A 24,380-nucleotide genomic window follows, 5' to 3' on the forward strand; every position below is an offset into this window, starting at 1 on the left:
TCGTCACTCCCCCTCCAGCTGCCGCCATACGTCTTCTTTGGTCGTTCTTCCTAGCTTCCGGTAGTCGTTGCCCTCGAACAGTGGATCGAATTGGCATACGGCCTTGTAATCGCAAAACTGGCAAGGCGATTTGGCGCCTAAACGGTAAGGCTCGATCGAGACGTCCCCCTCCAGAATGGTGGTGCCGATCCGGCCGATCATGCTTCTTACCGAACGCCGCAGGCTCGTCCATTGCTCCTCCGTCACGACCGACGAGCTGCTGTAGAAGCTGTCGTCTTTCTTGATCGCCAGCGGCAGGATATCGGAATAACCCGTTTCGAGCTCCCCGTCCATGAGCCTTGCTACTTCCGCGTCGGCGGTCAGCAGGCCTTTTGTTTTGAACCGCTTGAGCAGCTTCGATGATACTTCGCGCGGCTCGATTCCGTTCGGAAGCTGGAGCAAAGGATTGTGGACGTGGAAATAAAGCACTCCCGCGGGTGACGCGGGCTTGCCGAGCCACTCTTCCGAATGCGTGATCAGAACGTCCAGATACGTGAGCATTTGAAGAGACAAGCCGTGAACGACTTCCTCCAGCTTCAGCGAGGTCGAGCTCGACTTGTAGTCGAGTACCCGAAGCAGCAAGCCTTGCTCCGTTTCCGCCGCGTCAACTCGGTCGATGCGTCCCACGAGCTCCAGCTCCGCGCCATCCTCAAGCGGCAGAATCAAAGCGGGGATCGTCCCGCCCGGTCCGAAATCGACCTCCGTCGCGACGGGCTTGAACTGCGCGCGCCTCGCGTGCTCGCCCAGAATAACGGCGGCCTGCGCGACGATCTCCTTCAGCTTCCGGGCGATGAATTGGAATCTTCCGCTGCTGAGCAAAATTTGGGATTGCAGCTTCGGCGCGAGTTCGTCCACCGTTTTCGCCGCTTCGTTCTTGATTTCTTGGCGCGAGAGCCTGCCCCATCGGTTATCCAGCGTTCCCGCCAGCTTGCTGAGGGCCGCATGGAACAGCTGCCCGACATCCGGAGCCTCCAGCCGGTAGAGCTTCCGTTCGCGAAGCTTCAGACCGTGTATGGCGAAATGCTGGAACGGACAGGAGACGAACCTTTCCATCCGGGACACGCTTACGGATAACCGGTCCCCGTACAGCTCTCTCGCGAGAGGACGAGGGAGCGCATCCTCCCGGTTATGGTACGTCAAGGAGCGCACGAGCCGCTGCAGCTTAGGCTGCCATTCCGGACGAACCGCATACCAATTGTATAGCCCCCACCACAAGGGCGCGATCGCTTCGCCATGCTGCCACGAGCGGAGAGCTTTGATCAGATGCGACAGCGCGCGTTCGGGATGCTGAAGGAATACGGCCAGGTCTTCGGCGCCCATATCCGTCGCCGGCTCGGCGGAGGTCTCCCGCACGGCCAGACCCGGGAACAGCCCCCGAATGCCGCGAATGATCTCGGATGGAAGCAGCGTCTTGCCTTCTTCGTCCGCGGAGGACCAGCTGATCCACAGCGATTCGCCAGGCGTCGTAAGCGCGTTATAGATCATGAATCGCTCGTCGAGAAGCCTTCTTCGCACGCTTGGCGCCATCTCGAGTCCCCCGTCGACCAGCGTTTCGCGTTCGGCTTCGGTCAATATCCCGTCTTCCTTCACCCTCATCGGCATGACGCCGTCATTCGCACCGAGCACATAACAGACGCGGACGCTGCCCGAACGGGTCCGTTCCATGCTGCCGATGAGCACTTCGTCAATCGACGGCGGGACGGATGCCAGATTCAAGCTGTCGAGGCCGGCCTCCACCATGCCGGCGAACAGCTCCGGAGCAATCTCCTGATCGCCGGCGAGCTCCACCAGCTGGTCCAGCAGCGCCATCACGTTATCCCAGAGCTGACGGTGGGTGCGGCTCCGCAGCGGCTCGCCGCGTTCCATATCCTCCGTGCTCCAACGCTCCAAACGGTCAGCCGCGTCCGTCTGCTCGAGCAGCCGGTACAGCGCCTCGCACATCTGCCTTACGCTTCCCGCCTTGCGCAAGGAATCGCCAAACCTCTTGAGCGGCGGGACGACGGCCTCTCTTGCCGCCATTACAATATCGAACTCTCTTTGAGCGCTTGCGGAGACGCTAGTCTCCATCTCCTCGTCATCCTCAAGCGAAACCTTGGCGAGAGGCCTCCAGCATTTGGCGTCCTGCCACTTCCAGCCGTCGATCCCCGCGGCAAGCGAATAGTTCTCCAGCCGGTCGAACCATTCGCGAGGGAGGCTGCCGTCGGCTGGGAACAGCATCTCCGTCTTGATGCAGCGGAATACGGCGTCGTATCGCCAGCCGTGAAGCACCGTCTCCAGCGCGGAGCGGATAAATTCCACGAGCGGATGATGCAGCGCCTTGGACTTCTGATCGACGAAATAGGGAATTTGATAGTCGCTGAATATGACCGAAAAATAATCGGCATAATCCTCAGCATTCCGAACGAGTACGGCCATTTCGCGAAAACGAACGCCATCTCGAGCTTTTGTCCGAATATCCCGGGCCACGGCCTCGACTTCCGCCCTTCGGTTCGGCGCCGCGATAAGCCTGATGTCTCCAGGCATTTCCTCCTCGGCTTGCGCCGCCCTAATGAGATACGGAACCCGTTTGTCGTAATGCTTCTCGAGATGGGCCAGCATCGGACTTCCCTTGAATCTCGGCAGCGGTCCTTGGTTCAAATCGACAGGGTCCGCTACCTGCGCTCCGACCTTCTCCGCGAGCTCCATCAGCTTCGCGAACGTCTCCGCGGTCGGATGGAACAGCTCGAGCTCATGGGGGCGTTCGCCCGGTGCATATGCCCGGTTTAACGTCAAGGCGACGTTAACCTCGGCGCCATTCGCCAGCAGCGCTCCAAGTGCTTCGAATTCCGTCGGCGTGAAGCCATGGAAGCCGTCCACCCAATACTTTGCGTCCTTCATGGACGCGGCATGAGCGTAGCCGACGCACAGCCGCTCCAAATAGTCCTCGGCGTCCACGTATTTCCCGGCCAGCTCGCGCTCCATCGACTCGTAGATCAGAACGAGGTCATGAAGCTTGCGCTTCAGGAGACCGTCCGCGGCGTTCGTCTCGTCCGAGAACCGCTTCATGCCGTCCGCGCCGATACCGTACCTTTTCCATTCGGTTAGCAGCTCGGACAGCCGCTCGATAAAGCCGGCCTGCTCGGCGCCGCCCCGGAACAGCTCCAGCTCGGTTGAAAGCTTATGCACGATTTTGTATAAAAGCATGGACTTGCCCGTATCGCCGATCGGCACGAGAGCCGTGCCGCCTGTCTCCTGCATGACGCGGAACGCCAATCTTCGGAAGCTCAGCGCCTGGGCGCGAAGCGAGCCTCGGACGTCCCCGCCGCGCAGAAGCGTATATTCCGTCTGGAACGTGGCCTGCTCCGGAACAAGCATAATAAGCGGAGCGCCGTCCGGCTCTCTCCGCATCAGCCCGCGAATTTCCTCCAGGCAGTAGCTCGTTTTCCCGGAGCCTGCCCGTCCAATAATAAATCGTAGCGGCATAATTGGCTCTCCTCCCCCGAGATGTCATGCTGCTGATAATGAGGTTCAAAAAGACTGCTTTTGATCACGAAGTATTCCACTCATGCATATTCGACATCGTATTTTGAATTCAGCCAGAATTTCCGGTGCTCACGTAGCGCTGCTACGCTCCGCTCCTCAATTCCCAGCTTCATCCAAACTTCTCGGTGCTGAAAACCGCCTTTTGAACATTCTATTTATCCAACTACAAATATCAAATCAAACCTTGCTTCGAACCTCGAAGATGGCGAACTTCAAATAATGGCCTTCGTTCACGCCGAGCAGCTGCGGATGATCCTTGCCCGCGGCGCGCCATTCGACCAATCGGAGCAGCTTCCCCGCGTCGTTCGCGGCTTCGTGGATCGTCTCCAGGAACAAGTCGGGACGCATATGGTAAGAGCAGCTCGCCGTCACCAGATATCCGCCTTCGTTCACCAGCTTAAGCCCCTGCAGATTAATATCTTTATAGCCTCTGCATGCTCCTTGCACCGCGTTTCGCGTCTTGGCGAAAGCCGGAGGATCGAGAATGACGACGTCCCAAGTCCGTCCCGCCGCACCGAGCTTCTTCGAGGTGTCCGCGCTTCCCGCCGCCCTGCTTTTCCTCTCTTCCAGCCCCTTCACTTGGTCTCTCAAATACTGGAACGCATCCGCGACGACGAATTCCACCCGATCCGAGAAACCGTTGCGATCGACGTTTCGTTTCGCCGTGTCGATGGCATGCTGGGAGACGTCAAGGCAGGTTACTTTCTTCGCGCCGTAACGGCAGGCGTGCAGCGTGAAGCTTCCCGTATGGGCAAAACATTCCAGAACCGTCGCGCCGTCCCAATAGGGAAACGTGACGACCTTGCCGTTCGCGTTGACGGGCACCTCTCCCGCCTCGGGGTCTTCGGGGTGCGGAGCGAGCTGAATGCCGCTTTTGGCTCCCCAGCCCTTCATAAGAGGCGCGATCGACGCGCGGTTCTCGCGCTGATCGAAGAAGTAGCCTGTCTTCTGACCTTCCACGATATCGACTTCCATCGAGAGACCGTTCTCTTCGATTTGGACGATCGGCTCGCATGTCCCGTACAAAATACCTTTTCTCTCTTCCAATCCTTCCAATCCGCGTACGCTTACGTCGCTGCGTTCATAGATGCCGGCCGGTTCGAAAACTTCCACGAGGGCATTCACCAGCTGTTCCTTGACGGCTTCCATGCCGAGCGTAAGAATTTGCACGACGAGCACGTCGCCGAACCGATCCACGATCAGCCCCGGCAGAAAATCCGCTTCCCCGTACACGAGCCGGCAGTCCCGGTCGGCGACGAAGCGCTTCCGATGCTCCTTGCAGCGTGTCAGCCGCTCCGCCAAAAAGGCTTGTCCCATCTCTTGTATACTCTCATAGGATACGACGCGGACGGTAATTTGAGATTTGGGATTCCAATATCCCGTAGCCAAATAACGGCCTTGATGGTTGACAACGTCGACCAGGCCGCCCGGCTCCGCGCTCCCCTCCATCCGGTCGATATCGCTCGCGAAAATCCAGGGATGGCCTTGCTCGGTTCTTTTTTTGCGCGCTTTGTTCAACACGATTCGGGCTTGCTCTCTCAACTTATGATTCTTCCTCTCTATGTACGGGCTTGTCATGCTTGTTTTGCCGCACGCATAAATATAGATAATCGCTTGAAACGAGAAGGAGATTATGCGAATGATTCACGATCTTATGGTCCCTATGCTGCTCGGCTTCGCGGTGTTCATGTGCGGCATGAAGCTGATGGAGCTTGCCCTGCACCGTCTAGCTGGTCCCTACCTTTCTCAGGTGCTTCAGCGCTCGACCAAGACGCCGCTTCACGGCCTGGCTGTCGGCACGGTAACGACCGCGTTTCTTCAGAGCAGCACCGCGGTTACGATTATTTCGATCGGCATGGTCAATGCCGGCTTGCTTACGTTTCCGCGCACGCTCGGCATCATCCTCGGAACCAATGTCGGCACGACGGTCACGACCGAATTAATCGGTCTTAACATTCATGGCTTGGCGAAGCCCCTTCTCATCGCGTCGATTGGCGTATGGCTCATAACCGCGCTTCTTGGGGAAGCGCGCCTTATCCCCCGGCTAACGCTCCCGCCTTGGATGGAGATCGTCCGCTCCGTATCCGTTGCCGTTTGCGGCTTCGGTCTGCTGTTATTCGGCCTTACGATGATGCAGTCCATCGGTCCTGCGGTTCAGCAGAGCGAAATGTTCACATGGTTCATCGACAAAGCCGGTACGGGCATCTGGTGGGGGCTCGCCGCCGGCGCCATTCTAACGGCCGCCATCCATAGCAGCGCCGCGGTTATCGGCCTTGTCATGGGCTTCGTCAGCATCGGCGCGATGACTCCGGAGCTTGGCGTCGCGCTCGTTCTCGGATCTAACATCGGAACGTGCGTAACCGCGCTGCTGGCGTCTATCGGCGGCTCACGCGCAGGCCGATACGTCGCCTATTCGCATACGCTGCTCAATCTGATCGGAGCGCTCCTGTTCGTCCCGCTGATCGGCGAGCTGACGGCCGTATCGGGATGGCTTTCCCATTCCCCGGCTTCGCAGATCGCGCATGCCCAGACGATATTCAATATCGCTTGCTCGGTGCTCGCGCTGCCCATTTGTTATTTGAGCTTCTTCCGCCGCCTCGATACGGTGGAGCTCAGCTGATGCCAGGCATTACGAATTGACCGAGATGCCGAGCAGCTGAAGCGCTCCGGAGACGATCCGATGGTTGTTGTCGTAGCCGGATTGCCTCTGTTTCCGCCAAGCTTCGAGCGGCTCGAACCAGTCTACGCCGCGGATTTCCTCGACCTGGGCCTGATGCTTGCCGCCTACAGCCTCTACGAGGTAATAATGCACTTCCTTGTTCACCGTACCGTGCTCGCTGTGCTCGTATTGATATTTAATCTGGTCGATCGGAGCGACAATGACGCCTTGAAGCCCGGTTTCCTCCGCGATTTCGCGTAGGGCAGTCTGCTCCACCGTCTCGCCCGCCTCCATCTTCCCTTTCGGGAGCGACACTTTGCCGTAGCGGTCCTGTATAAGCTGTATTTGCAGCTCTCCTTGCTCATTGTGGCGGTATACGACACCGCCTGCGGAAATCTCCACCATGTGCCTTCCCCCCTGCAACATTTACGCATTAGTATATGCAGCAAAGGATTCCTTCATCTTTTCATCCGAGGCGAAAAGAAAAAGGAATCCCGCTTTGTACTCCCGTTTAAGCTTGCATGGCCTCCGGACGCACGGCTTTGATTGTCCGCGCATCAGGCTTCGCGGCCTCGACTTGGGATTCCAGCACGCGGATAAATTGGCCGCGGCATTCGTTCACGCCCGCTTCCGTAATTTTCACGCGGCATAGCTTGCCGATCATGTCTTCCGTGCCGTCGAAAACAACCTGCAAATAATTGTCGGTGTAGCCCATGACCAGACCTTGTCCCGGTGCTCCCTTGTAGTCGCGCTCCGGAATGACGTCCAGCACGGCGCCAACATATTTCTTGGCATACTGCAGCTGCATTTTTTCCGACAAGTCGATCAGCTTATGAACGCGTTCGTTCTTGATTTCCTCGTCGACTTGATCTTCCATGCGCGCGGCAGGCGTACCCGTCCGCTTCGAATATGGGAATACGTGCATCTCTGCGAAGCCGAGCTCCTCCATGAACCGGTAGCCGCTCTCGAACATCTCTTCCGTCTCGCCGGGGAATCCGACGATGACGTCCGTCGTAATTGCCACTCCCGGCATCGCTTCATGCAGACGTTTAATTTTTGCGGCGAATTCCTCCGTCGTATATTTCCTGCGCATGCGTTTCAAGACGCTGTTTTCGCCCGCTTGCAGCGGAATGTGCAGGTGACGGCACATTTTGCTGGACTTATTCAGCACCTCGATCATCGCGTCGTCGATTTGGCTGGCTTCGATCGAGCTGATCCGGATGCGTTCCAGCCCCTCGACTTTGTCGAGATCCCAGAGAAGGCTGGTCAGGTTGTAGTTCTCCATATCGTCGCCGTATCCGCCGGTGTGAATGCCGGTGAGGACGATTTCCTTGTAGCCCGCGGCAACCAGAGCTTTGGCTTGCTCAAGCACGCTTTGCGGATCGCGGCTGCGGGACAGTCCGCGCGACCAAGGAATGATGCAGAAGGTGCAGAAGTTATTGCAGCCTTCCTGAATTTTCAGGAACGCGCGAGTGCGCTCGGCGAAATCCGGCACATCCAGCTCCTCGAAGCTGCGCGTCTTCATGATATTGCGCACCGCGTTGACCGGCTTGCGGTCATCTTGGATTTGTTTGACGAAGGACATGATTTTCTCGCGGTCCTGCGTCCCGATGACGAGATCGACGCCTTCGATCGCCATGATCTCCGCCGGCGACGTTTGCGCGTAGCAGCCCGTTACCGCAATGATCGCGTCGGGATTGCGCCGGACGGCGCGGCGAATAATTTGACGGCTTTTCTTATCCCCTGTATTGGTTACTGTACAAGTGTTGATCAAATAAACGTCCGCCGTCGATTCTTCGAAATCGACTTGCTCGTAACCCTCATTTTTGAATAGCTGCCAGATCGCTTCCGTATCGTAGAAGTTCACCTTGCAGCCTAGTGTGTAAAACGCGACTGATGGCATGATGGTCACGCTCCTCCCATTTCTCCGGATTCATATAGTAGACAGGTCAGACCAACCAAACCTGCCGTCTCGGTTCTTAAAATTCGTTTGCCTAATGCCACGAGCGCGGCGCCGGCTTCCTGCGCTTCCTGCGCTTCTCGTTCCGTGAAGCCGCCTTCGGAGCCGACGATCAGCAGCACGCGCGGACTCTCGGCAGCCTGTCCTTCCGGGCTGCGCCTCCATTCCCGCACGGCGTCGGCAATGCCTCTCCCGTGAGCGTCTTTGCCTTCCCTCTCGTAGCAGAACAAAGCCAAATCGTATTCTCCGATTCGCGTAAGCAAGCCTTTCCAGCTTAGCAAAGACTCGATCGCGGGAATGCGGTGGCGATGCGCCTGCTCGGCCGCTTCCTTGGCGATTTTGCCCCAGCGTTCAAGGCGCTTCGCTTCCTTCTTGCCGTCATATTGAACGACCATGCGCTCCGATTCGAACGGCAAGAAAGAGGCGGCGCCGATCTCCGTCCCCTTCTGAATGACGAGCTCCATCTTGTCGCCCTTCGGCAAGCTCTGCGCGATCGTAACCGACCAAGCAGGTTCGCTATGCTGCTCCAGCGGCTCCAGCACTTCGGCCCTGACCTCCTGGGGCGTCGCATCCAGCACGTAGGCGAGCACCGTTCGGCCTTGCCCGTCGCAAGCGATCAGCCGGTCTTCCGGCTTCATCCGCATGACGCGGGCAGCATGATGGGCATCTTCGCCCGTTATGGTGACGACGCCGTCCCGAATTTGGTCCGGCGCCACAAAATATCGCTGCATAACCGTGTTTTCCATCCTTCATCTTAGCATGATTTATTTGAGAAAATCTATTTGAATCTAGTTCCAGATCACCTGGAAGCCGAATATCGAACTAAGAAACGTATCGATTCCCGCATGCAGAGGCGCCCTCAATGCCAAAATCGGGTCCAACGTTACGGCTCTTAGCGGAGGAATGAACACAAACAACAAGAAAATCAACATGCCCCACTGGATATTTTGTTCGACTTTGTACCGTATGCGCAAAGGCAGAAACTCCGATACGATCCGGTACCCGTCGAGGGGCGGCAACGGTATCAAGTTGAAGACGAACAGAAGCAGGTTTATCGTTATGAAATAAAAAAAGAACACGGAAAGGGCATCCTGTACGCCGACCGATCCGGCCTGCATGAGTCCGGTAGCAAATAATACATATACGAGCAGCATGCCGACAAACGCCATCAGAAGGTTACTCAGCGGCCCTACCGCCGACACGACGATGCTCATGACGCGCCGGTGTTTGAACCGGCTCGCGTTGACGGGGACCGGCTTCGCCCAACCGAAGCCGGCTATCAACAGCAGGATCGACCCCATCAGGTCCAGATGGACCATCGGATTAAGACTTACGCGGCCTTCCCTATAAGCCGTGTCGTCTCCGAATTTGTACGCGCTGTAAGCATGGGCGAATTCATGTACCGTAAACACGATCATGATAACAATCACAACAAACGGTAGATGCTCAAGAGGATACCAAAGTAAATTCTCCATTTACGCCTCCTAAGGTTTTCTCGCCACGAACGCGATCCAATCCTGGTCGCGCCGCTTCTCCACGATTTCGAAGCCGGACGCCTTCAGACCTTGCTCCACGTCGTCTTCCTTGTTCTTGTACACGCCCGATGCGATATAGATGCCTCCCGGCTTCAGCGCTTCGTAGACGTCGTCGATGAACAGCAAGATAATCTCGGCCAAAATATTCGCCACAACCAAATCGACCGGCACCGTTACGCGGAGAGCGCGGCTTTCCTGACCTTCTGCCTGCTCCTCCCGAAGCACGCCCAGCAGATCGCTCAGCTTGACTTCCACCTGCTCGGACAAGCCATTCAGCCTTACATTCTCCGTCGCGCTCGATACGGCAACGGGATCGAGGTCAAGCGCGAGCACGCTCTTTGCGCCTAGCCGGCATGCGCCAATCGCAAGAATACCGGAGCCCGTGCCGACGTCGATCATCTCTTCGCCGCCCTTCACGACCGACTCCAGCGTCTGCAGGCATAGAGCCGTCGTCGGATGCGTCCCCGTGCCGAACGCCATGCCGGGATCCAGCTCGATGATTCGTTCGCCTTCGCGCGCTTCGTAATCCTCCCAGGTCGGTTTAATCGTCAGCGTGTCGGAGACCCGAATCGGCTTAAAATATTGCTTCCAGGCGGTCGCCCAATCCTCGTCGTCCACTTCTTTCGCGGAATAAGCGACATCGCCGATATCGATATCGAAATCCTTCAGCTCTTCAATCCGAGGCTTCAACGCTTCGATTAACTCGTCCGTGTCCGTGCCTTCCGGAAAATAACCTTTGATCACGGCTTGCCCTTCCGGGATATCGTTAAGCGGGAATTCGTACCACTGTCCAAGCGAAGTATCGCGGGGCTTATTGAGCGATCCCGATTCTTCGATCGAAACGCCTCCCGCTCCCATCTCGTGAAGGAAGTTGGAGATCATTTCCTGCGCTTCCTCCGTCGTTGATATCGTAATCTCATACCATTTCATATGTAATGCCTCCCAAGATCAAAAATGCCTATCCTCTATTGTACAACAGACTCATGGCCCAGCACAAAAAAATGACGCAAAAAAGACTTTCGTCTCTTGCGTCATCCTTATGTCTTACCTATGACTGCTCAGCTTAGCGTCGTATCGACGCTTCCGCCTACTTGTTGAATGAGATGCATCGCCCGCTCCGCAATCGCTTCGTCCACGGTCGCGGTCAGGATGCCGGCGCCTTCCCGATAACCGCCAACCTCGATAGCACGCAGCGCCTGCAGCTTATGCAGCGCTTCCTGCGCTTCTTGCTCGCTCTTGAACGAAGCTTGAATTTCGATCGAACTCATAGGTGCAATCCTCCGCCCTAACTTAAGACTGCTCGTTGCGGCTGTCCGCTTCGGCCGCGCGCTTCATGGCCACGCGGTCCGCTTCGTCGGCCAGCTCCTCCGAGAACTCCACGTCCTCCACTTTGCCGTCCTGATCGTCCGCTGGCAGATCTCCGAAATTCACTTTCTCCATGCTGTTGTCCATTAGCGTAATCCTCCTTCGCGTGGTCTCCATACTGGAATAGATTGCGCGGGATTCGCCGTTTTTATGCAAAAAAAGACGCCCCGCGCTATTCGCCGCGGAACGCCTTTTTCATTTTTTTAAAGATATTCTCGTGATGTTCTTCCTGCTCGCTTGCCGATTCTCCGGACACTCCGCCGAATTGGCGCAGCAGCTCCTTCTGCTCGTCGGTCAAGTTCGTCGGCGTCACGATCGTGACTTTCACGTGCTGATCGCCCGTGCCGTAACCGCGAAGCTTCGGTACGCCTTTGCCTTTCAGTCGGAAGTACGTGCCGGTCTGAGTTCCCGCAGGCACCTTTAGCTTCACCTTTTCGGTCAACGTAGGAATTTCGACCTCATCGCCAAGCGCGGCTTGCACGAACGTAAGCGGCACTTCGCAATAAATATCGTCGCCTTCGCGGTCGAAAAATTCATGCGGCTTCACGCGAAGAACAATGTACAGATCTCCAGCCGGACCTCCGCGCAGGCCGCCTTCTCCTTCGCCCGACATCCGGATTTGCGCGCCGTCGTCCACGCCCGCCGGAATGTTGACCTTGATTCTGCGCTGCTTCTTCACTTTGCCCGCGCCGTGGCAGGTTCCGCATTTCTCGCGGATAATGCGTCCCGTGCCCGAGCAGTTCGTACACGCGCGGCGGTTGACCATGCGGCCGAACGGCGTGTTCTGCACGACTTCCTGCTGACCCGAGCCTTTGCACGTCGAGCAGGTTTCCGGCTTCGTGCCCGGCTTTGCGCCGTTGCCGTGGCAGGTATCGCAGGATTCCGTACGCGGAATCGTAATTTCGGCTTCCTTGCCGAAGACCGCTTCCTTGAACTCCACCGTCATCGTATATTGCAGATCGTTGCCCCGCTGAGGAGCGTTCGGATCCCGCCGCGAACCGCCGCCGCCGAAGAACATATCGAATATATCGCCGAAGCCGCCAAAATCCTGGCCGCCAGCTCCGCCCATGCCCTGGTTCGGATCGACATGGCCGTAACGGTCGTAAGTAGAACGTTTGCCGTCGTCGCTGAGCACGTCGTATGCTTCTTTCACTTCTTTGAACTTCGCTTCCGCGTCCGCCGCTTTGTTCACATCCGGATGATATTGCCGGGCAAGCTTGCGGTACGATTTTTTGATATCTTCCGCGGAGGCGTCCTTACCTACACCCAATACCTCATAATAATCTCGTTTGTTAGCCATCCGATTTCACCCCCGCTGTTCGTTACTCTCCCTGTATTGACGCAAGAAAGGAGGTCAAAGACAGGGCAAGCCCCTCTTTGACCTCTCGCCGGTAAGCCTTACTTCTTGTCGTCGACAACCTCGTAATCCGCGTCCACGACATTATCTTTGCCCGTTGCGCCCGCAGCGTCGCCTTCGGCGGCGCCGCCGGCAGCTCCCGCTTGCGAAGCTTGCTCATACAGCTTTACGGACAGCTGCTGCACGATTTCCGTCAGCTCTTCGACGGCCGCATTGATTTGCGCGACGTCGTCGGTTGCGATTGCGGCCGTTACTTTTTCTTTTGCCGCGTTCGCTTTCTCGATTTCGGATGCATCTACTTTATCGCCAAGGTCTTTAATCGTTTTGTCCGTGGAGTAAACCAATTGGTCCGCCGCGTTTTTCGCTTCGACAAGCTCTTTGCGTTTGCGGTCTTCCTCTGCGTTCAATTCCGCGTCCTTCATCATTTGCTCGATTTCCGCTTCGCTCAAGCCGCCGGACGACGTGATCGTAATTTTTTGGCTCTTGCCCGTTCCTTTGTCAAGCGCCGATACGTTTACGATGCCGTTCGCGTCGATGTCGAAGGTTACTTCGATTTGCGGAACGCCGCGAGGAGCCGGAGGGATATCGCTCAGCGTGAAGCGTCCCAGCGTTTTGTTGCCAGCCGCCATGGAGCGCTCGCCTTGCAGAACGTGGATTTCAACGCCCGGCTGATTATCCGCGTACGTGGAGAACACTTGAGACTTGCTTGTCGGGATCGTCGTGTTGCGGTCGATCATCTTCGTGAACACGCCGCCCGCCGTCTCGATGCCGAGGGACAATGGCGTTACGTCAAGCAGAACAACGTCTTTCACGTCGCCTGTCAATACGCCCGCTTGCACCGCCGCGCCGAGGGCTACGACTTCGTCCGGGTTCACGCCTTTGTGAGGCTCCTTGCCCGTCAATTTCTTAACCGCTTCTTGAACGGCAGGGATACGAGTCGAACCGCCTACCAGTACGATCTTGTCGATATCATTTGCTGTCATGCCCGCGTCGCTAAGCGCTTGGCGAGTCGGTCCAAGCGTGCGCTCAACGAGAGAAGCGGACAGCTCTTCGAATTTCGCGCGAGTCAGATTCATCTCCAAGTGCTGAGGCACGCCGTCTACCATCGTAATAAACGGCAGGGAGATCGTGGATGTCATAACGCCGGAAAGCTCTTTTTTCGCTTTCTCCGCAGCGTCCTTCAGACGCTGAACGGCCGCTTTGTCCTTGGACAGGTCGACGCCTTGCTCCTTCTTGAACTCGGCTACGAGATAGTCGATGATCACTTGGTCGAAGTCGTCGCCGCCGAGCTGGTTGTCGCCGCTCGTCGCCTTTACTTCGAAGAAGCCGTCGCCCAGCTCAAGGATGGATACGTCGAATGTGCCGCCGCCAAGGTCATATACGAGAATGGTTTGGTCTTCGGCTTTCTCCATGCCGTATGCAAGAGCGGCAGCCGTCGGCTCGTTGACGATGCGAAGCACTTCGAGACCCGCGATTTTACCCGCGTCCTTCGTCGCTTGACGCTGGCTGTCGTTGAAGTAAGCAGGGACCGTGATAACGGCTTGCGTTACCGGCTGACCCAGGTAAGCTTCGGCATCAGACTTCAGCTTTTGCAGAATAATAGCCGAAATCTCTTGCGGCGTATATTCTTTGTCGTCGATTTTTTCCTTATGGTTCGTACCCATGTGACGCTTGATCGAAATAATCGTGCGGTCAGGGTTCGTAATCGCCTGGCGCTTCGCCGTCTCGCCGACGATACGCTCTCCGTCCTTCTTGAAGCCGACGACGGACGGCGTCGTGCGGTTGCCTTCCGGGTTCGGAATAACGACGGCTTCGCCGCCTTCCATAACGGCAACGCAGGAGTTTGTAGTACCTAAGTCAATACCGATAACTTTGCTCATGGCTTAATCCTCCTAAAAGTATATATGGTTATCCATTCCTATAACAGCGTCAATTAGCCGCTTACCTTCACCATTGCCGGGCGGAGCACTTTCTCTTTCAGCATGTAGCCTTTCTGAACTTCCTCCACCACGATGCCTTCTTCATATTCATCGGATTCCACCGTCATGATCGCCTGATGGAACTCGGGATTAAATGGTTCGCCTACAGACTGGATCGGCTTCAGTCCTTCCGCGTCTAGCGTCTGGCTGAGCTGGCGGAAGATCATGTCCACGCCCTTCGCAAGCGACTCGTAGTCGCTGTTGCTGGATGCCGCGGCTATCGCGCGTTCGAAATTATCGACGACCGGAAGCAGCTGGCCGAGGAGCTTCATGGAAGCGTATTGTCCAAGCTCTTCCTTCTCCTTCATTGTTCTGCGACGAAAGTTGTCGAAATCCGCCTGCGCTCGTAAGTATCGCTGCTGGGCTTCGTCCGCCTGCTTCGCCAGCTCGTCGTAACGAGCGTCTGCTGCAGGTTGTTCCGCGGCTTCGCCGCCTTCCGATACATGGTCCATGTTCTCGGCCGCAGTTTCTTCTTCTACAGTATCCACTGTTTCATTATGTTGTTCCTTCGCGCTCATCTCTTCACCTCCTAAGCGTAATGCTTCGATCCTTATTTATACCAACGGCTGAGCAATGTGCCCATGTCCTTGGATATCATATCGATGAGACTGATCACTTTGCCGTATTCCATCCGGGTCGGGCCGAGTATTCCGATCGTGCCGAGCGGCTCGCCTTCAATGGAATAAGTGGCGGTAATCAGACTGCAATCGCTGATCGCCTTGTGGTCATTTTCTGTTCCGATCCGGACTTGTATACCCGAAGGAAGCGTCGACAACATCTTCATTATCGCAGGCGCTTCGCCGAGCAGATCCAGAATCGTTTTCACTTTGTCGACATCCTTGAACTCGGGCTGAGTAAGCATGTTCGTCGTTCCGCTCATGAAGATGCGCTGCTCTTCGTCATTCTGGAGGGCGTTCTCCAGCACCCTGATCAGGCCTTCATAGTGGTCGACATGTCTCTCCAGCTCATGCGCGACCTCGGAATACAGCTTCGCCTTCAGGCGAATAAGCGGCACGCCGACAAGCTTCGTGTTGAGAATGTTGACGACCTTCTGCATGTCGTCCATATTCAGGTCAGGCGGAACCGTAATCGTCCGATTCTCGACATGTCCCGTGTTGGTCACGATGATCGCAACCGCGGAATCCGCGTTAAGCGGAACCAAACCAAAGTGTTTCAGCGAGGTATGGAACAGCTCCGGTCCAAGCAAAATCGACGTATAATTCGTTAAGCTGGACAATATCGTCGCCGCATGCTGAATGACTTGCTCCATTTGGTTCATCTTGTCGGTTACGAACGAGCGGACTAAGTGAACATCGTCGTCGTTCAGCTGGTTCAACTGAACAAGATGGTCGACATAATACCGGTAGCCTTTGGTCGAGGGTACCCGACCGGCAGAAGTATGAGGCTGCTCCAGGTAACCGAGCTCCTCCAAATCCGCCATTTCGTTCCGAATCGTGGCCGGGCTGAAGGCGACGTCGCCCCGCTTCGAAATGCTGCGCGAGCCTACCGGCTCAGCTGAACGGATATAATCGTCTACGATGGCATTCAAAATCATTCGCTGTCTATCTGTCAGCATTTCGATCCCTCCATATTCGTTAGAAACTAAACGCTTCGGCTGCTCGTTAGCACTCAACTCATATGAGTGCTAATCGCTAATACAAAAATACCAAAACGCCTTTGCGATTGTCAAGTCAGTTCGGCAGCCGGCTCGGAATTTTTCGTTCGCAAACACAAAAAAACGCCATGCGGCCACAAGTTGCTGCAGCCGCATAGCGCACGCGCCATCCGTACGAGTCCGTTACTCTAACGTCCTTAGCACCGCGATTTCGTCGCAGGCATGCTGCTTGGGACAATTCACGCAGTCCTTCCACACCTTCTCGGGGAAAATGTCTTTGTCCACGACGGTGAAGCCGTTCCGTTCAAAAAACTTGTCGGCGTACGTAAGCGCCATGACTTTGGTAATCCCCTGCGCCTTCGCCTGCTCCAGCAATTTGGTCACGAGCTTGCTGCCGATGCCGAGGCTCTTATAGCCTTCGGTCATGCCAAGCGACCGGATCTCGACCAGGTTATCGCCAAGCTTCGTTAACGCGCCGCACCCTACGACGACGCCGCCAATCTCCGCCACGACGAACGTGTCGATCATATGGGCAAGGGCTTCGCGGGACCTCGGCAGCATAATCCCCTTCTCGGCGTAACCCTTTATTAATTGAAACAAAGTTTCCACGTCGTCCGGCGTTGCCGTCCGGCAAAACACATCCACTGCTTGCATCGCTGCCTCCACCCCCGCGAGTACCGTATCGTTCGTTTGTAAGAATATGAATAAATATACATCAAAACGAATGAATACTCAAGCACATTTTTACGCTTTATCTATTTATGCGCCAGTGCCCAAAAACGCTCCGAAAACTTCGTTTCCGAGCAGCACACCCCGGTCGGTCAGCCGATAAATGATGTCGCCGTTTTGTTCGATTCTTTCTAGGAGTCCGTCCCGGATTTGCTTGTCGATAACGGCTCCGTAACGCTCCTCCAAGCGATGGCCCGGGAATTGCGCAGCGAATCTGGAAGACTGTACGCCCTCCAGAAGTCTGAGTCCCACCATCATAAAATCCTCCATCGCTTCGTCCGCCGGAATATCGTAGGATTCCAGCCGCGGCAGCCTTTCCTTGTTCGCGTCGATATACGGCTGCACGCCTTTGATGTTGACATGACGCACGCCCTTCGCATAGCCGTGAGCCCCCGCGCCAAGCCCGTAGTAAGGCTCGTTGCGCCAATAGGTGGAATTGTGGCGGCTCTCGAAGCCGGGCTTCGCGAAATTGCTGATTTCGTAATGGCGGTAACCGCCGGCCTTCAGCTTCTCCATGAGGAGCAGGAACATTCTCAGCTCCTCCTCTTCCGCAGGCAGCGGAAGCTCGTTCCGTTCATACAGCTTGTGGAACAGCGTGTTCTCCTCTACCTTCAAGCTATACAGTGAATAATGAGGCAGTCCGAGCGCCATGGCGCGCTCGACGCTGTCGGATAGCAGCTCGAGCGTCTGGCCAGGCAGCCCGAACATCAGATCGATGGACAAATTGTCGAAGCCCGCTTTACGCGCGTTCTCCAAGCTGCGATAGACGTCGTCGACATTGTGAATGCGGCCGATCCGCTCCAGCAGGCCGTTATCGAACGACTGCACGCCGAAGCTGATGCGGTTCACGCCGCCTTCCTTCATCGCCGCCAGCTTCTCGGGATCGGTCGTTCCCGGATTCGCTTCCATCGTAAATTCCGCGCCTTCCGCGATCGGGAAATGCTCGAACACCGATTTCAAGAACCGTTCCATCTGCGGAGGCGTCAGCACGGTCGGCGTGCCTCCCCCGACGAATACCGTCTCGATCCTCTCGGGCGCCAGCGCGGAAACCGTCCTTCTCATCTCCTCCTCCAACGCGTCCAAGTATTGATCGACCGGCTGCCCTTTCAACACGTACGAAGTAAAGTCGCAATAATGGCATTTGTTCGTGCAGAACGGGATGTGTATATAAAGCGCCTTAGGAGACGCTGTTAATGGATTCATCTTCGTTGCTCCTTCCCTATACAAAAAACGAAGGAGAGCGTCGCTCTCCTCCATGTCAAATGGTTAATCTTCGTCGATTTTCAGCACGGCCATGAACGCTTCCTGCGGCACCTCGACGCTGCCGACCTGCTTCATCCGCTTCTTGCCTTCCTTCTGCTTCTCGAGAAGCTTCCGCTTCCGGCTGATGTCGCCGCCGTAGCACTTGGCGAGAACGTTCTTCCGCATCGCCTTGACCGTCTCGCGCGCGATAACCTTCGTGCCGATGGAAGCCTGAACCGGCACCTCGAACATCTGGCGCGGAATCAGCTCTTTCATCTTCTCGCAGATGAGGCGGCCGCGGTTGTACGCTCTGTCGCGGTGGACGATGACGGACAACGCGTCGACCTGCTCGCCGTTCAGCATGATGTCCATCTTCACGAGATTGGATTTGCGATACCCCGATAACTCGTAATCGAAGGAAGCGTAACCTTTGGTCCGCGATTTCAATTGATCGAAGAAATCGTAGACGATCTCGGACAGAGGCATGTCGTACGATAACGTAACGCGGTTCGTATCCAAATACTCCATGTTGATGAATTCGCCGCGTTTGCCTTGGCACAGCTCCATGATCGTGCCGACAAAATCGTTAGGCACGATAATGCCCGCTTTCACGTAAGGCTCCTCGACATAATCCAGACGTCCCGACTCCGGGTAATTGGACGGATTGTCGATATCCATCTGCTCGCCGTTCGTGAGGGTTACCTTGTAGATAACGCTCGGCGCGGTCGTGATGAGCGGAATGTTGAATTCCCGCTCGATCCGCTCCTGAATGATCTCCATGTGGAGCAGTCCAAGGAAGCCGCAGCGGAAACCGAAGCCAAGCGCCGTGGACGACTCCGGCTCGTAACGCAGCGACGCGTCGTTCAGCTCCAGCTTCTCGAGCGCTTCGCGAAGATCGTTGTAATCCTGCGTCTCGATCGGATACAGGCCGCAATAGACCATCGGATTAATCCGGCGGTAACCCGGCAGCGGCTCGGGCGCGGGCTTCTTGGCGTCGGTAACGGTATCGCCGACGCGCGTATCCTTCACGTTCTTGATGCCCGCAACGACAAAGCCTACGTCGCCCACGGACAACTCGTCCACGATCGACATGCGCGGTTTGAACGCTCCGACCTCGATGACCTCGAACTCGGCTCCCGTCGCCATGAACCGGATTTTCTTGCCGGCGCGGATATTGCCGTCGATGACCCGGACGTACACGATAACGCCTTTGTAGGCGTCGTAATGCGAGTCGAAGATCAGCGCCTTCAAAGGCTGGTCAGGATCGCCGCTCGGAGCCGGCACCTTCGTGACGACCTGCTCCAAAATTTCCTTGATGCCGATGCCGGCTTTGGCGGAAGCATGGACCGCTTCGCTGGCGTCCAGCCCGATCACGTCCTCGATCTCCTGCTTCACCCGCTCCGGCTCCGCGCTCGGCAAATCGATTTTGTTAATGACCGGCAGCACCTCGAGGTTGTTGTCCAGCGCCAAGTACACGTTGGCCAGCGTCTGCGCCTCGATGCCCTGGGCGGCGTCCACGACGAGGAGAGCGCCCTCGCAGGCGGCCATGCTTCGGGACACCTCGTACGTAAAGTCGACGTGCCCTGGCGTATCGATCAAGTTCAGCAAATACTCTTCGCCATCGTCCGCGCGGTAAGAAAGTCTCACCGCCTGCAGCTTGATCGTAATCCCCCGCTCGCGCTCCAGATCCATCTGGTCCAGCACTTGCGCCTGCATTTCCCTGGAGCTGAGCGCTCCCGTATATTCCAAGATACGGTCGGCAAGCGTCGACTTGCCATGGTCGATATGAGCGATAATGGAAAAATTTCTTATCTTCTTCTGTCGGTCGCGAACGTCAGTCATGCACTAAGCCCCCACACATTCCAATAATTCCAATCATTCCTCCTATTATATCAGCTTGGAGGGATGACAGCAATTAGTGTATCAGCCCGTCGAACAGGTCGACGACGAACCGGATGCCTTTGCTCGACGCGGATTGCAGCATGCCCGATGTGGAGTCCGCCAGCTTGTTGACGGCCGGCGCCTCGTCTTCGTTCGGCATGCCGGGGAGACGTTCCCCGTTGTAGCCGTAAGCCCGCCGGATTTCCTCGAGCTCCTTCTCGAGCTGCGCGATCCGCTTATCCGTCTCGGATTCGTAAGAGCCGCGCTCCTCTTGCGACGCAAGCCCTGTGCCTGTCCCGTAAGAAGCCTCGCCTTCGATAGGACCGTAAATGCGTTCGATGCCGGACGAGGTCATCTCGATCCCGAACAGGACGACTATCGCAAGCGCTCCGCCGATGGCGAGCCACTTCCATGCGTTTCCTTTCATCGTTTACTGCTCCTCTCCTGATACCTTCTCCGCTTCCCAATAAATCTCCGCTATGATTTCGCCCAGCGCGTCGGCCGTGCGGTACGATTCTTCAAGCGTATTTTCGACCCCGCCGATTTCGAGCAGGACGCTTTCGGAAGCTAACGATTGATTATATTCGGCATTGCCCGTAGCAGCAGTTTTGCCCCATATTCCTCTAGAAATACCGGGGTACTTCTTCTCGAGCTCTTCGTGGATTTTGGTGGCGAATTCTTCGTTTTCTTTCCAGTTCGGATTTTTATGGCCGATGATGAAATAAACCTGGGCGTAGCTGACGCCGTTAATATCGACCGTCGTGTATTTTCTTTTTTGCGAATCGCGGTGAATATCGAAGAAGAACTTCAGGTCGTCGCTGCTCGCGAGCGCTTCCTGCACCGTTTTTTTCGAATATTTGTAGCTGAGCTCCCATCTGTAGCCTTTGATGGCGGTCGGATAGTCGGTGTCGGAATGCATGGCCCCCACGCCTTCCTCCTCGAGCTTCTCTGCCAGCCGCTTGCCCACCAGCGTAATGTTTTTGGTCGTCGAATTCGCGTCCTTGTTCTCCACCTCCGGATACCAGGACTCCCGGTTATGCGAGTGGTAGATAAACGCGATTTTGGAATCCCCCGTAGACGGCTCTTCCGCGGGCGGGGAGATTGGCGTCGCCGGCTGTTCGCCGCCGCTTCCCGAATCATCCGGGTCCGCGCCGGGCTGCTCGACGGCCCCTGTATCGCCCTCCGGTGCCTCCGTTCCTTGGCCGTTATCCTTTTCCTCCTGCGGACCTTCGATCGGCAGGTGATCCTTCGGCCCCACGTTCGCGTCCGTTCCGATCCCTTTGCGGATCAGGAAGGCGTCGCTCGCCATCCCCGGCAGCTCGGCCGCCAGCAGCCCGCCCGGCGTGCTCGGGTTGATGCTGGTCAGCGTACGCATCATGAAGGAGCTGATCTCCCGCGAGGTGAACGAGTCCGATTGCATGCCGCTCTGGAACGACGGCATCTCCATCTCAAGCATGTCCCCGAAGAAGCCGCCCGGAACGGCAGCCGCGAATCCTTTCATCGAATGAATCGGCGACTCCGACGACTGTTGGTGAAGCATCCCCGCTAAGCCGAGCATTATAAAAAACAGCATGGAGCTGAACGACAGAAGAGAAAAGGCTTTACCCGTCACCAGCAGCTGCCGAAGATGTTGTCCGTCTCTTGCTTCATTCCACCGCAAAGGCTTACGTTTCATCATCGTTATGTACCCTCCCGTAATCCGCAAAGCGATAGTTAAGCTCATCCATCCTAAGCTACTATCAAACTATGAGAGCAGAGAGGTTCATAGAACCGATTGAGAGAAAGAGATTTGAAGATTTGCGCCGGGAACAGCCGCGCTGTGGAATTTAGACCGCAAAAAAAGCGAAGACAGATGCCTTTAAGCATCATGACTTCGCCCCTTAGACTTTTTCTATTAGTGTGTATAGGCCGCCACGTTGCTCGAGTCCACGGCCTCATGCAAGGAAGCGTTCAGCCCGCTCGCGATAATGTTCGCGATATCCTCGATGAATTCGTCCACTTCCTTAGGAGTGACGAGAAGATCATGGCCGATCGGACTGAGCACCTCTCGGACCAGCTGCAGCCGTTCGTTGTCCTCCATCTGATTCAGCAGACCGAAGATTTGGTTCGTATCGCCCTTCTGGGCCTCGAGATGATTGCGCATAAGCTCGAAGGTGTTGTTCACGATCGTTGACGCGTATACAACGGTCGGCACTCCGATCGCGATAACCGGCACGCCGAGTATTTCCTTCGTCAGTCCTTTGCGTTTGTTCCCGATACCCGAGCCTGGATGGATGCCGGTGTCCGCGATTTGAATCGTCGTGTTCACCCGCTCGAGCGCTTTGGACGCGAGGGCGTCGATCGCGATGATGAGATCCGGCTTGGAACGGTCGACGATGCCTTGCACGATCTCGCTCGATTCGATTCCCGTTATGCCGAGCACCCCCGGGGCGACCGCGCTGACCGGGCGATATCCAGGCGCAACCTGATCCGGCATCAGCTCGAAGAAATGACGGGTCACCATAATGTTTTCCACGACCAGCGGTCCAAGCGCGTCAGGCGTCACGTTCCAGTTGCCGAGACCCACGATGAGAACGCGCGCCGTCTTCGGAATTTGCAGCCTCTGCAGGAAAGCTTCGAAATGCTGGGCGAATTTCGTCGTCACGCGGTCCTGCAGCTTCGTATCCCCATCCCGCAAGCCCGGCACTTCGATCGTGACGTAATGGCCGACCATTCTACCAATCGCCTGCGAGCCTTGTTCATTCTGTACATGCAGCATCGTAACCGTAATGCCGTCCTCTTCTTCCGTATTCGACTGAATGCCCGGGATCGGGCCCGTACCCGGCTTCTCGGCCAGCTCCTTGGCTTCCAGCGCCAAATCTGTCCTCACGTCGAATTTCTTCAAATCCAGATCCTTCATCGAACGTCCGAACTCCCTTCATCTGTTAATCTTCTGTTATTGTTCGCAGCAATTTCGTTTTCATACCGCGGATAACCCGCTTGCCTTTTGGTTACTATTGCTTTTTGGGCGGGCGCATGCTAATATATTTTAAGTTGTGTTGTCTGCTGATTATTTGTAGGAGGTGAATTCCATGCCAAACATTAAATCCGCCATCAAACGCGTTAAAACTAGCGAGAAGCGCCGCGCTTTGAACGCTTCCCAAAAATCCGCTCTTCGTTCGGCCGTTAAAACTGCTGACCAAGCGATCGCCGGCACTGATGTAGCTGCTGCTAAAGCCGCTTTGATCACTGCAACGAAAAAATTGGACAAAGCAGTTACGAAAGGCCTGATTCATAAAAATGCGGCTGCCCGCAAAAAATCTCGTCTTGCAAAACGTCTGAATGCATTGTCTGCGCAAGCGTAAGATTCAGGATCAGGTAAACGCAAAAGGCTTCGTTCTCCACTTGGAGAACGAAGCCTTTTGTTTTGGTCAGGCGCCTTTATCTTGTGCAAGCGACAGCAGATACATCTCAAGCCCAAACGTCTTGTCGATGATGCCCGTCTTCATGCCGTAGTCCAAATCCGCAAGGGAAGACAGAAGCCTGCCAAGACGCGCCGTCTTGAATTTCCTGCTTTTCTCGGCGGCCAGCTTGACCGCATAGGGATGCAGACCAAGCTGGCCGGCCATCTGCTGCGGCGAATATTGCTGTTCCAGCTCCTTGATCTGCAGCATAATACGCAGCTGCCTGGCGATCAGCGCCGCGATCTTAATCGGCTCTTCCTTGCGGACGAGCAGCTGGCGGTACAGCTCCAGCGCCTTGTCGACCCGGAGCTCCGCGATCGCGTCCACCAAAGCGAATACGTCCTCCTCCACGGTCGCGGCCGTCAGCATGGCCGCCTGCTCCGCATCGATGACGCCGCCCTCCCCGGCATGCAGACAAAGCTTGTCCACTTCCTGAGCCAGCTGCCCCATATTAACGCCGACGCGGGAGAAGAGCAGCTCAGCGGCCGCCTCCGTCATCGTTCGGTTCTGCGATTCCGCTCTCCGCAGCATCCATCGCTTCAGCTCCGGCGTATCGAGCTCCGGGAAAGCGATCAGCGAATTCCGGTCCTTGAGCGTCTTCACAAGCTTCCGTCGTTCGTCGAGCTTGTCGGCCTGAACCGCAAAGACGATAACGGATGTCTCGAGCGGGAGCTCCAGATAGTTCAGCATCGTCTCCGGACGATGCTCAAGCTTTGCGTTTTCTTTGCCGCCTGCGGCGAACACCGTCGCATCCCGCACAAGGACAAGCTTCCGTTCCAGGAAGAACGGCGGAGATTCCGCCTCCATCACCGCCTCCTCGAGCGGCGTTTCGCCCGTATCGAATTTCATGACCCCCATCTCGCGCTCGTCCGGTCCGAACATCGCGCTCGCCAGCGTGTCGATGAATTGCTCCATGCGGTACCGGTCCTTGCCGAACAGCACATAAACCGGCCTGAATTTTCCCGCTTTTATTTCCTTCAACGCATCCTTGATCTCCATCCGATTCCCTCTCCGATTCTGCATTTGCTTATGAATGTCAACAAAGGGATGGCCG

Annotated in this window: 22 protein-coding genes; 2 read left to right on the plus strand and 20 right to left on the minus strand. The window is 56.3% G+C overall.

Annotated elements, in window-relative coordinates; all coding sequences use genetic code 11:
• Nucleotides 1-3 precede the first annotated feature (3 nt).
• Together addB and NQZ67_RS04770 are read right to left on the minus strand one after the other, a co-directional pair.
• Nucleotides 4-3,501 (minus strand): helicase-exonuclease AddAB subunit AddB, encoded by a 3,498-nt coding sequence (gene addB / locus NQZ67_RS04765; protein WP_257443230.1) that lies wholly within the window; start codon nt 3,499-3,501, stop codon nt 4-6.
• A 237-nt stretch (nt 3,502-3,738) separates the two neighbouring features.
• A complete protein-coding gene (locus NQZ67_RS04770; RefSeq protein ID WP_257443232.1) occupies nt 3,739-5,103 on the minus strand; it encodes a class I SAM-dependent rRNA methyltransferase in 1,365 nt (454 codons plus the stop codon).
• Between the two features lie 97 nt (nt 5,104-5,200).
• Here NQZ67_RS04770 and NQZ67_RS04775 point away from each other — a divergent pair, with 97 nt between their 5' ends.
• Entirely contained in the window at nt 5,201-6,181 is a 981-nt protein-coding gene (locus tag NQZ67_RS04775) for a Na/Pi cotransporter family protein (RefSeq protein ID WP_257443233.1), read from the plus strand.
• Between the two features lie 9 nt (nt 6,182-6,190).
• Here the strand turns inward: NQZ67_RS04775 and NQZ67_RS04780 are convergent, their stop codons facing one another.
• The 17 genes from NQZ67_RS04780 to gpr all read right to left on the minus strand — a co-directional run bounded on the left by NQZ67_RS04780 (nt 6,191) and on the right by gpr (nt 22,782).
• On the minus strand, nt 6,191-6,625 hold the full coding sequence (locus NQZ67_RS04780; RefSeq protein WP_257443235.1) for an NUDIX hydrolase: 435 nt from the start codon (nt 6,623-6,625) through the stop codon (nt 6,191-6,193).
• A 106-nt stretch (nt 6,626-6,731) separates the two neighbouring features.
• Nucleotides 6,732-8,123, minus strand: coding sequence for a tRNA (N(6)-L-threonylcarbamoyladenosine(37)-C(2))-methylthiotransferase MtaB (gene mtaB, locus NQZ67_RS04785; protein ID WP_257443237.1), 1,392 nt, complete (start codon nt 8,121-8,123; stop codon nt 6,732-6,734).
• A gap of 5 nt (nt 8,124-8,128) precedes the next feature.
• A complete protein-coding gene (locus NQZ67_RS04790) occupies nt 8,129-8,911 on the minus strand; it encodes an RsmE family RNA methyltransferase (protein ID WP_257443239.1) in 783 nt (260 codons plus the stop codon).
• Between the two features lie 57 nt (nt 8,912-8,968).
• Nucleotides 8,969-9,655, minus strand: coding sequence for a site-2 protease family protein (locus tag NQZ67_RS04795; protein ID WP_257443241.1), 687 nt, complete (start codon nt 9,653-9,655; stop codon nt 8,969-8,971).
• Nucleotides 9,656-9,664: 9 nt separating this feature from the next.
• Nucleotides 9,665-10,645 carry a 50S ribosomal protein L11 methyltransferase gene (gene prmA, locus NQZ67_RS04800; RefSeq protein ID WP_257443242.1) on the minus strand — a complete coding sequence of 327 codons (981 nt, stop codon included), beginning with the start codon at nt 10,643-10,645 and terminating at the stop codon, nt 9,665-9,667.
• Between the two features lie 128 nt (nt 10,646-10,773).
• Nucleotides 10,774-10,983, minus strand: coding sequence for a hypothetical protein (locus tag NQZ67_RS04805; RefSeq protein ID WP_257443244.1), 210 nt, complete (start codon nt 10,981-10,983; stop codon nt 10,774-10,776).
• Nucleotides 10,984-11,005: 22 nt separating this feature from the next.
• Entirely contained in the window at nt 11,006-11,167 is a 162-nt protein-coding gene (locus tag NQZ67_RS04810; protein WP_257443246.1) for a YfhD family protein, read from the minus strand.
• 85 nt (nt 11,168-11,252) lie between these two features.
• Entirely contained in the window at nt 11,253-12,380 is a 1,128-nt protein-coding gene (gene dnaJ / locus NQZ67_RS04815) for a molecular chaperone DnaJ (protein WP_257443249.1), read from the minus strand.
• A 98-nt stretch (nt 12,381-12,478) separates the two neighbouring features.
• Nucleotides 12,479-14,317 (minus strand): molecular chaperone DnaK, encoded by a 1,839-nt coding sequence (dnaK, locus tag NQZ67_RS04820; RefSeq protein WP_257443251.1) that lies wholly within the window; start codon nt 14,315-14,317, stop codon nt 12,479-12,481.
• Nucleotides 14,318-14,370: 53 nt separating this feature from the next.
• Nucleotides 14,371-14,934: a nucleotide exchange factor GrpE gene (gene grpE, locus NQZ67_RS04825; RefSeq protein WP_257443252.1), complete on the minus strand. Its 564-nt coding sequence runs from the start codon at nt 14,932-14,934 to the stop codon at nt 14,371-14,373.
• 32 nt (nt 14,935-14,966) lie between these two features.
• Nucleotides 14,967-15,992: a heat-inducible transcriptional repressor HrcA gene (gene hrcA / locus NQZ67_RS04830; RefSeq protein WP_257443253.1), complete on the minus strand. Its 1,026-nt coding sequence runs from the start codon at nt 15,990-15,992 to the stop codon at nt 14,967-14,969.
• Between the two features lie 222 nt (nt 15,993-16,214).
• Nucleotides 16,215-16,685, minus strand: coding sequence for an N-acetyltransferase (locus tag NQZ67_RS04835; RefSeq protein ID WP_257443254.1), 471 nt, complete (start codon nt 16,683-16,685; stop codon nt 16,215-16,217).
• 105 nt (nt 16,686-16,790) lie between these two features.
• Nucleotides 16,791-17,963, minus strand: coding sequence for a radical SAM family heme chaperone HemW (hemW, locus tag NQZ67_RS04840; protein WP_257443255.1), 1,173 nt, complete (start codon nt 17,961-17,963; stop codon nt 16,791-16,793).
• A 63-nt stretch (nt 17,964-18,026) separates the two neighbouring features.
• A complete protein-coding gene (gene lepA, locus NQZ67_RS04845) occupies nt 18,027-19,844 on the minus strand; it encodes a translation elongation factor 4 (RefSeq protein ID WP_257443257.1) in 1,818 nt (605 codons plus the stop codon).
• A gap of 73 nt (nt 19,845-19,917) precedes the next feature.
• The gene (locus NQZ67_RS04850; RefSeq protein ID WP_257443259.1) at nt 19,918-20,310 is read right to left on the minus strand and encodes a hypothetical protein; all 393 of its coding nucleotides are present in this window, start codon (nt 20,308-20,310) and stop codon (nt 19,918-19,920) included.
• Nucleotides 20,311-20,313: 3 nt separating this feature from the next.
• Complete coding sequence (gene spoIIP / locus NQZ67_RS04855; RefSeq protein ID WP_306812691.1) at nt 20,314-21,561, minus strand: stage II sporulation protein P; 1,248 nt, start codon at nt 21,559-21,561, stop codon at nt 20,314-20,316.
• A gap of 216 nt (nt 21,562-21,777) precedes the next feature.
• Nucleotides 21,778-22,782 carry a GPR endopeptidase gene (gene gpr / locus NQZ67_RS04860; protein ID WP_257443260.1) on the minus strand — a complete coding sequence of 335 codons (1,005 nt, stop codon included), beginning with the start codon at nt 22,780-22,782 and terminating at the stop codon, nt 21,778-21,780.
• A gap of 172 nt (nt 22,783-22,954) precedes the next feature.
• Between gpr and rpsT the strand changes: the two genes are divergently transcribed.
• On the plus strand, nt 22,955-23,227 hold the full coding sequence (rpsT, locus tag NQZ67_RS04865) for a 30S ribosomal protein S20 (protein ID WP_257443261.1): 273 nt from the start codon (nt 22,955-22,957) through the stop codon (nt 23,225-23,227).
• Between the two features lie 66 nt (nt 23,228-23,293).
• On the opposite strand, the gene holA is transcribed toward rpsT, so the two are convergent.
• Complete coding sequence (gene holA, locus NQZ67_RS04870; protein ID WP_257443263.1) at nt 23,294-24,325, minus strand: DNA polymerase III subunit delta; 1,032 nt, start codon at nt 24,323-24,325, stop codon at nt 23,294-23,296.
• Between the last annotated feature and the right edge of the window lie 55 nt (nt 24,326-24,380).

The sequence above is a fragment of the Paenibacillus soyae genome (genome assembly GCF_024623455.1).
GTDB lineage: Bacteria > Bacillota > Bacilli > Paenibacillales > Paenibacillaceae > Pristimantibacillus > Pristimantibacillus soyae.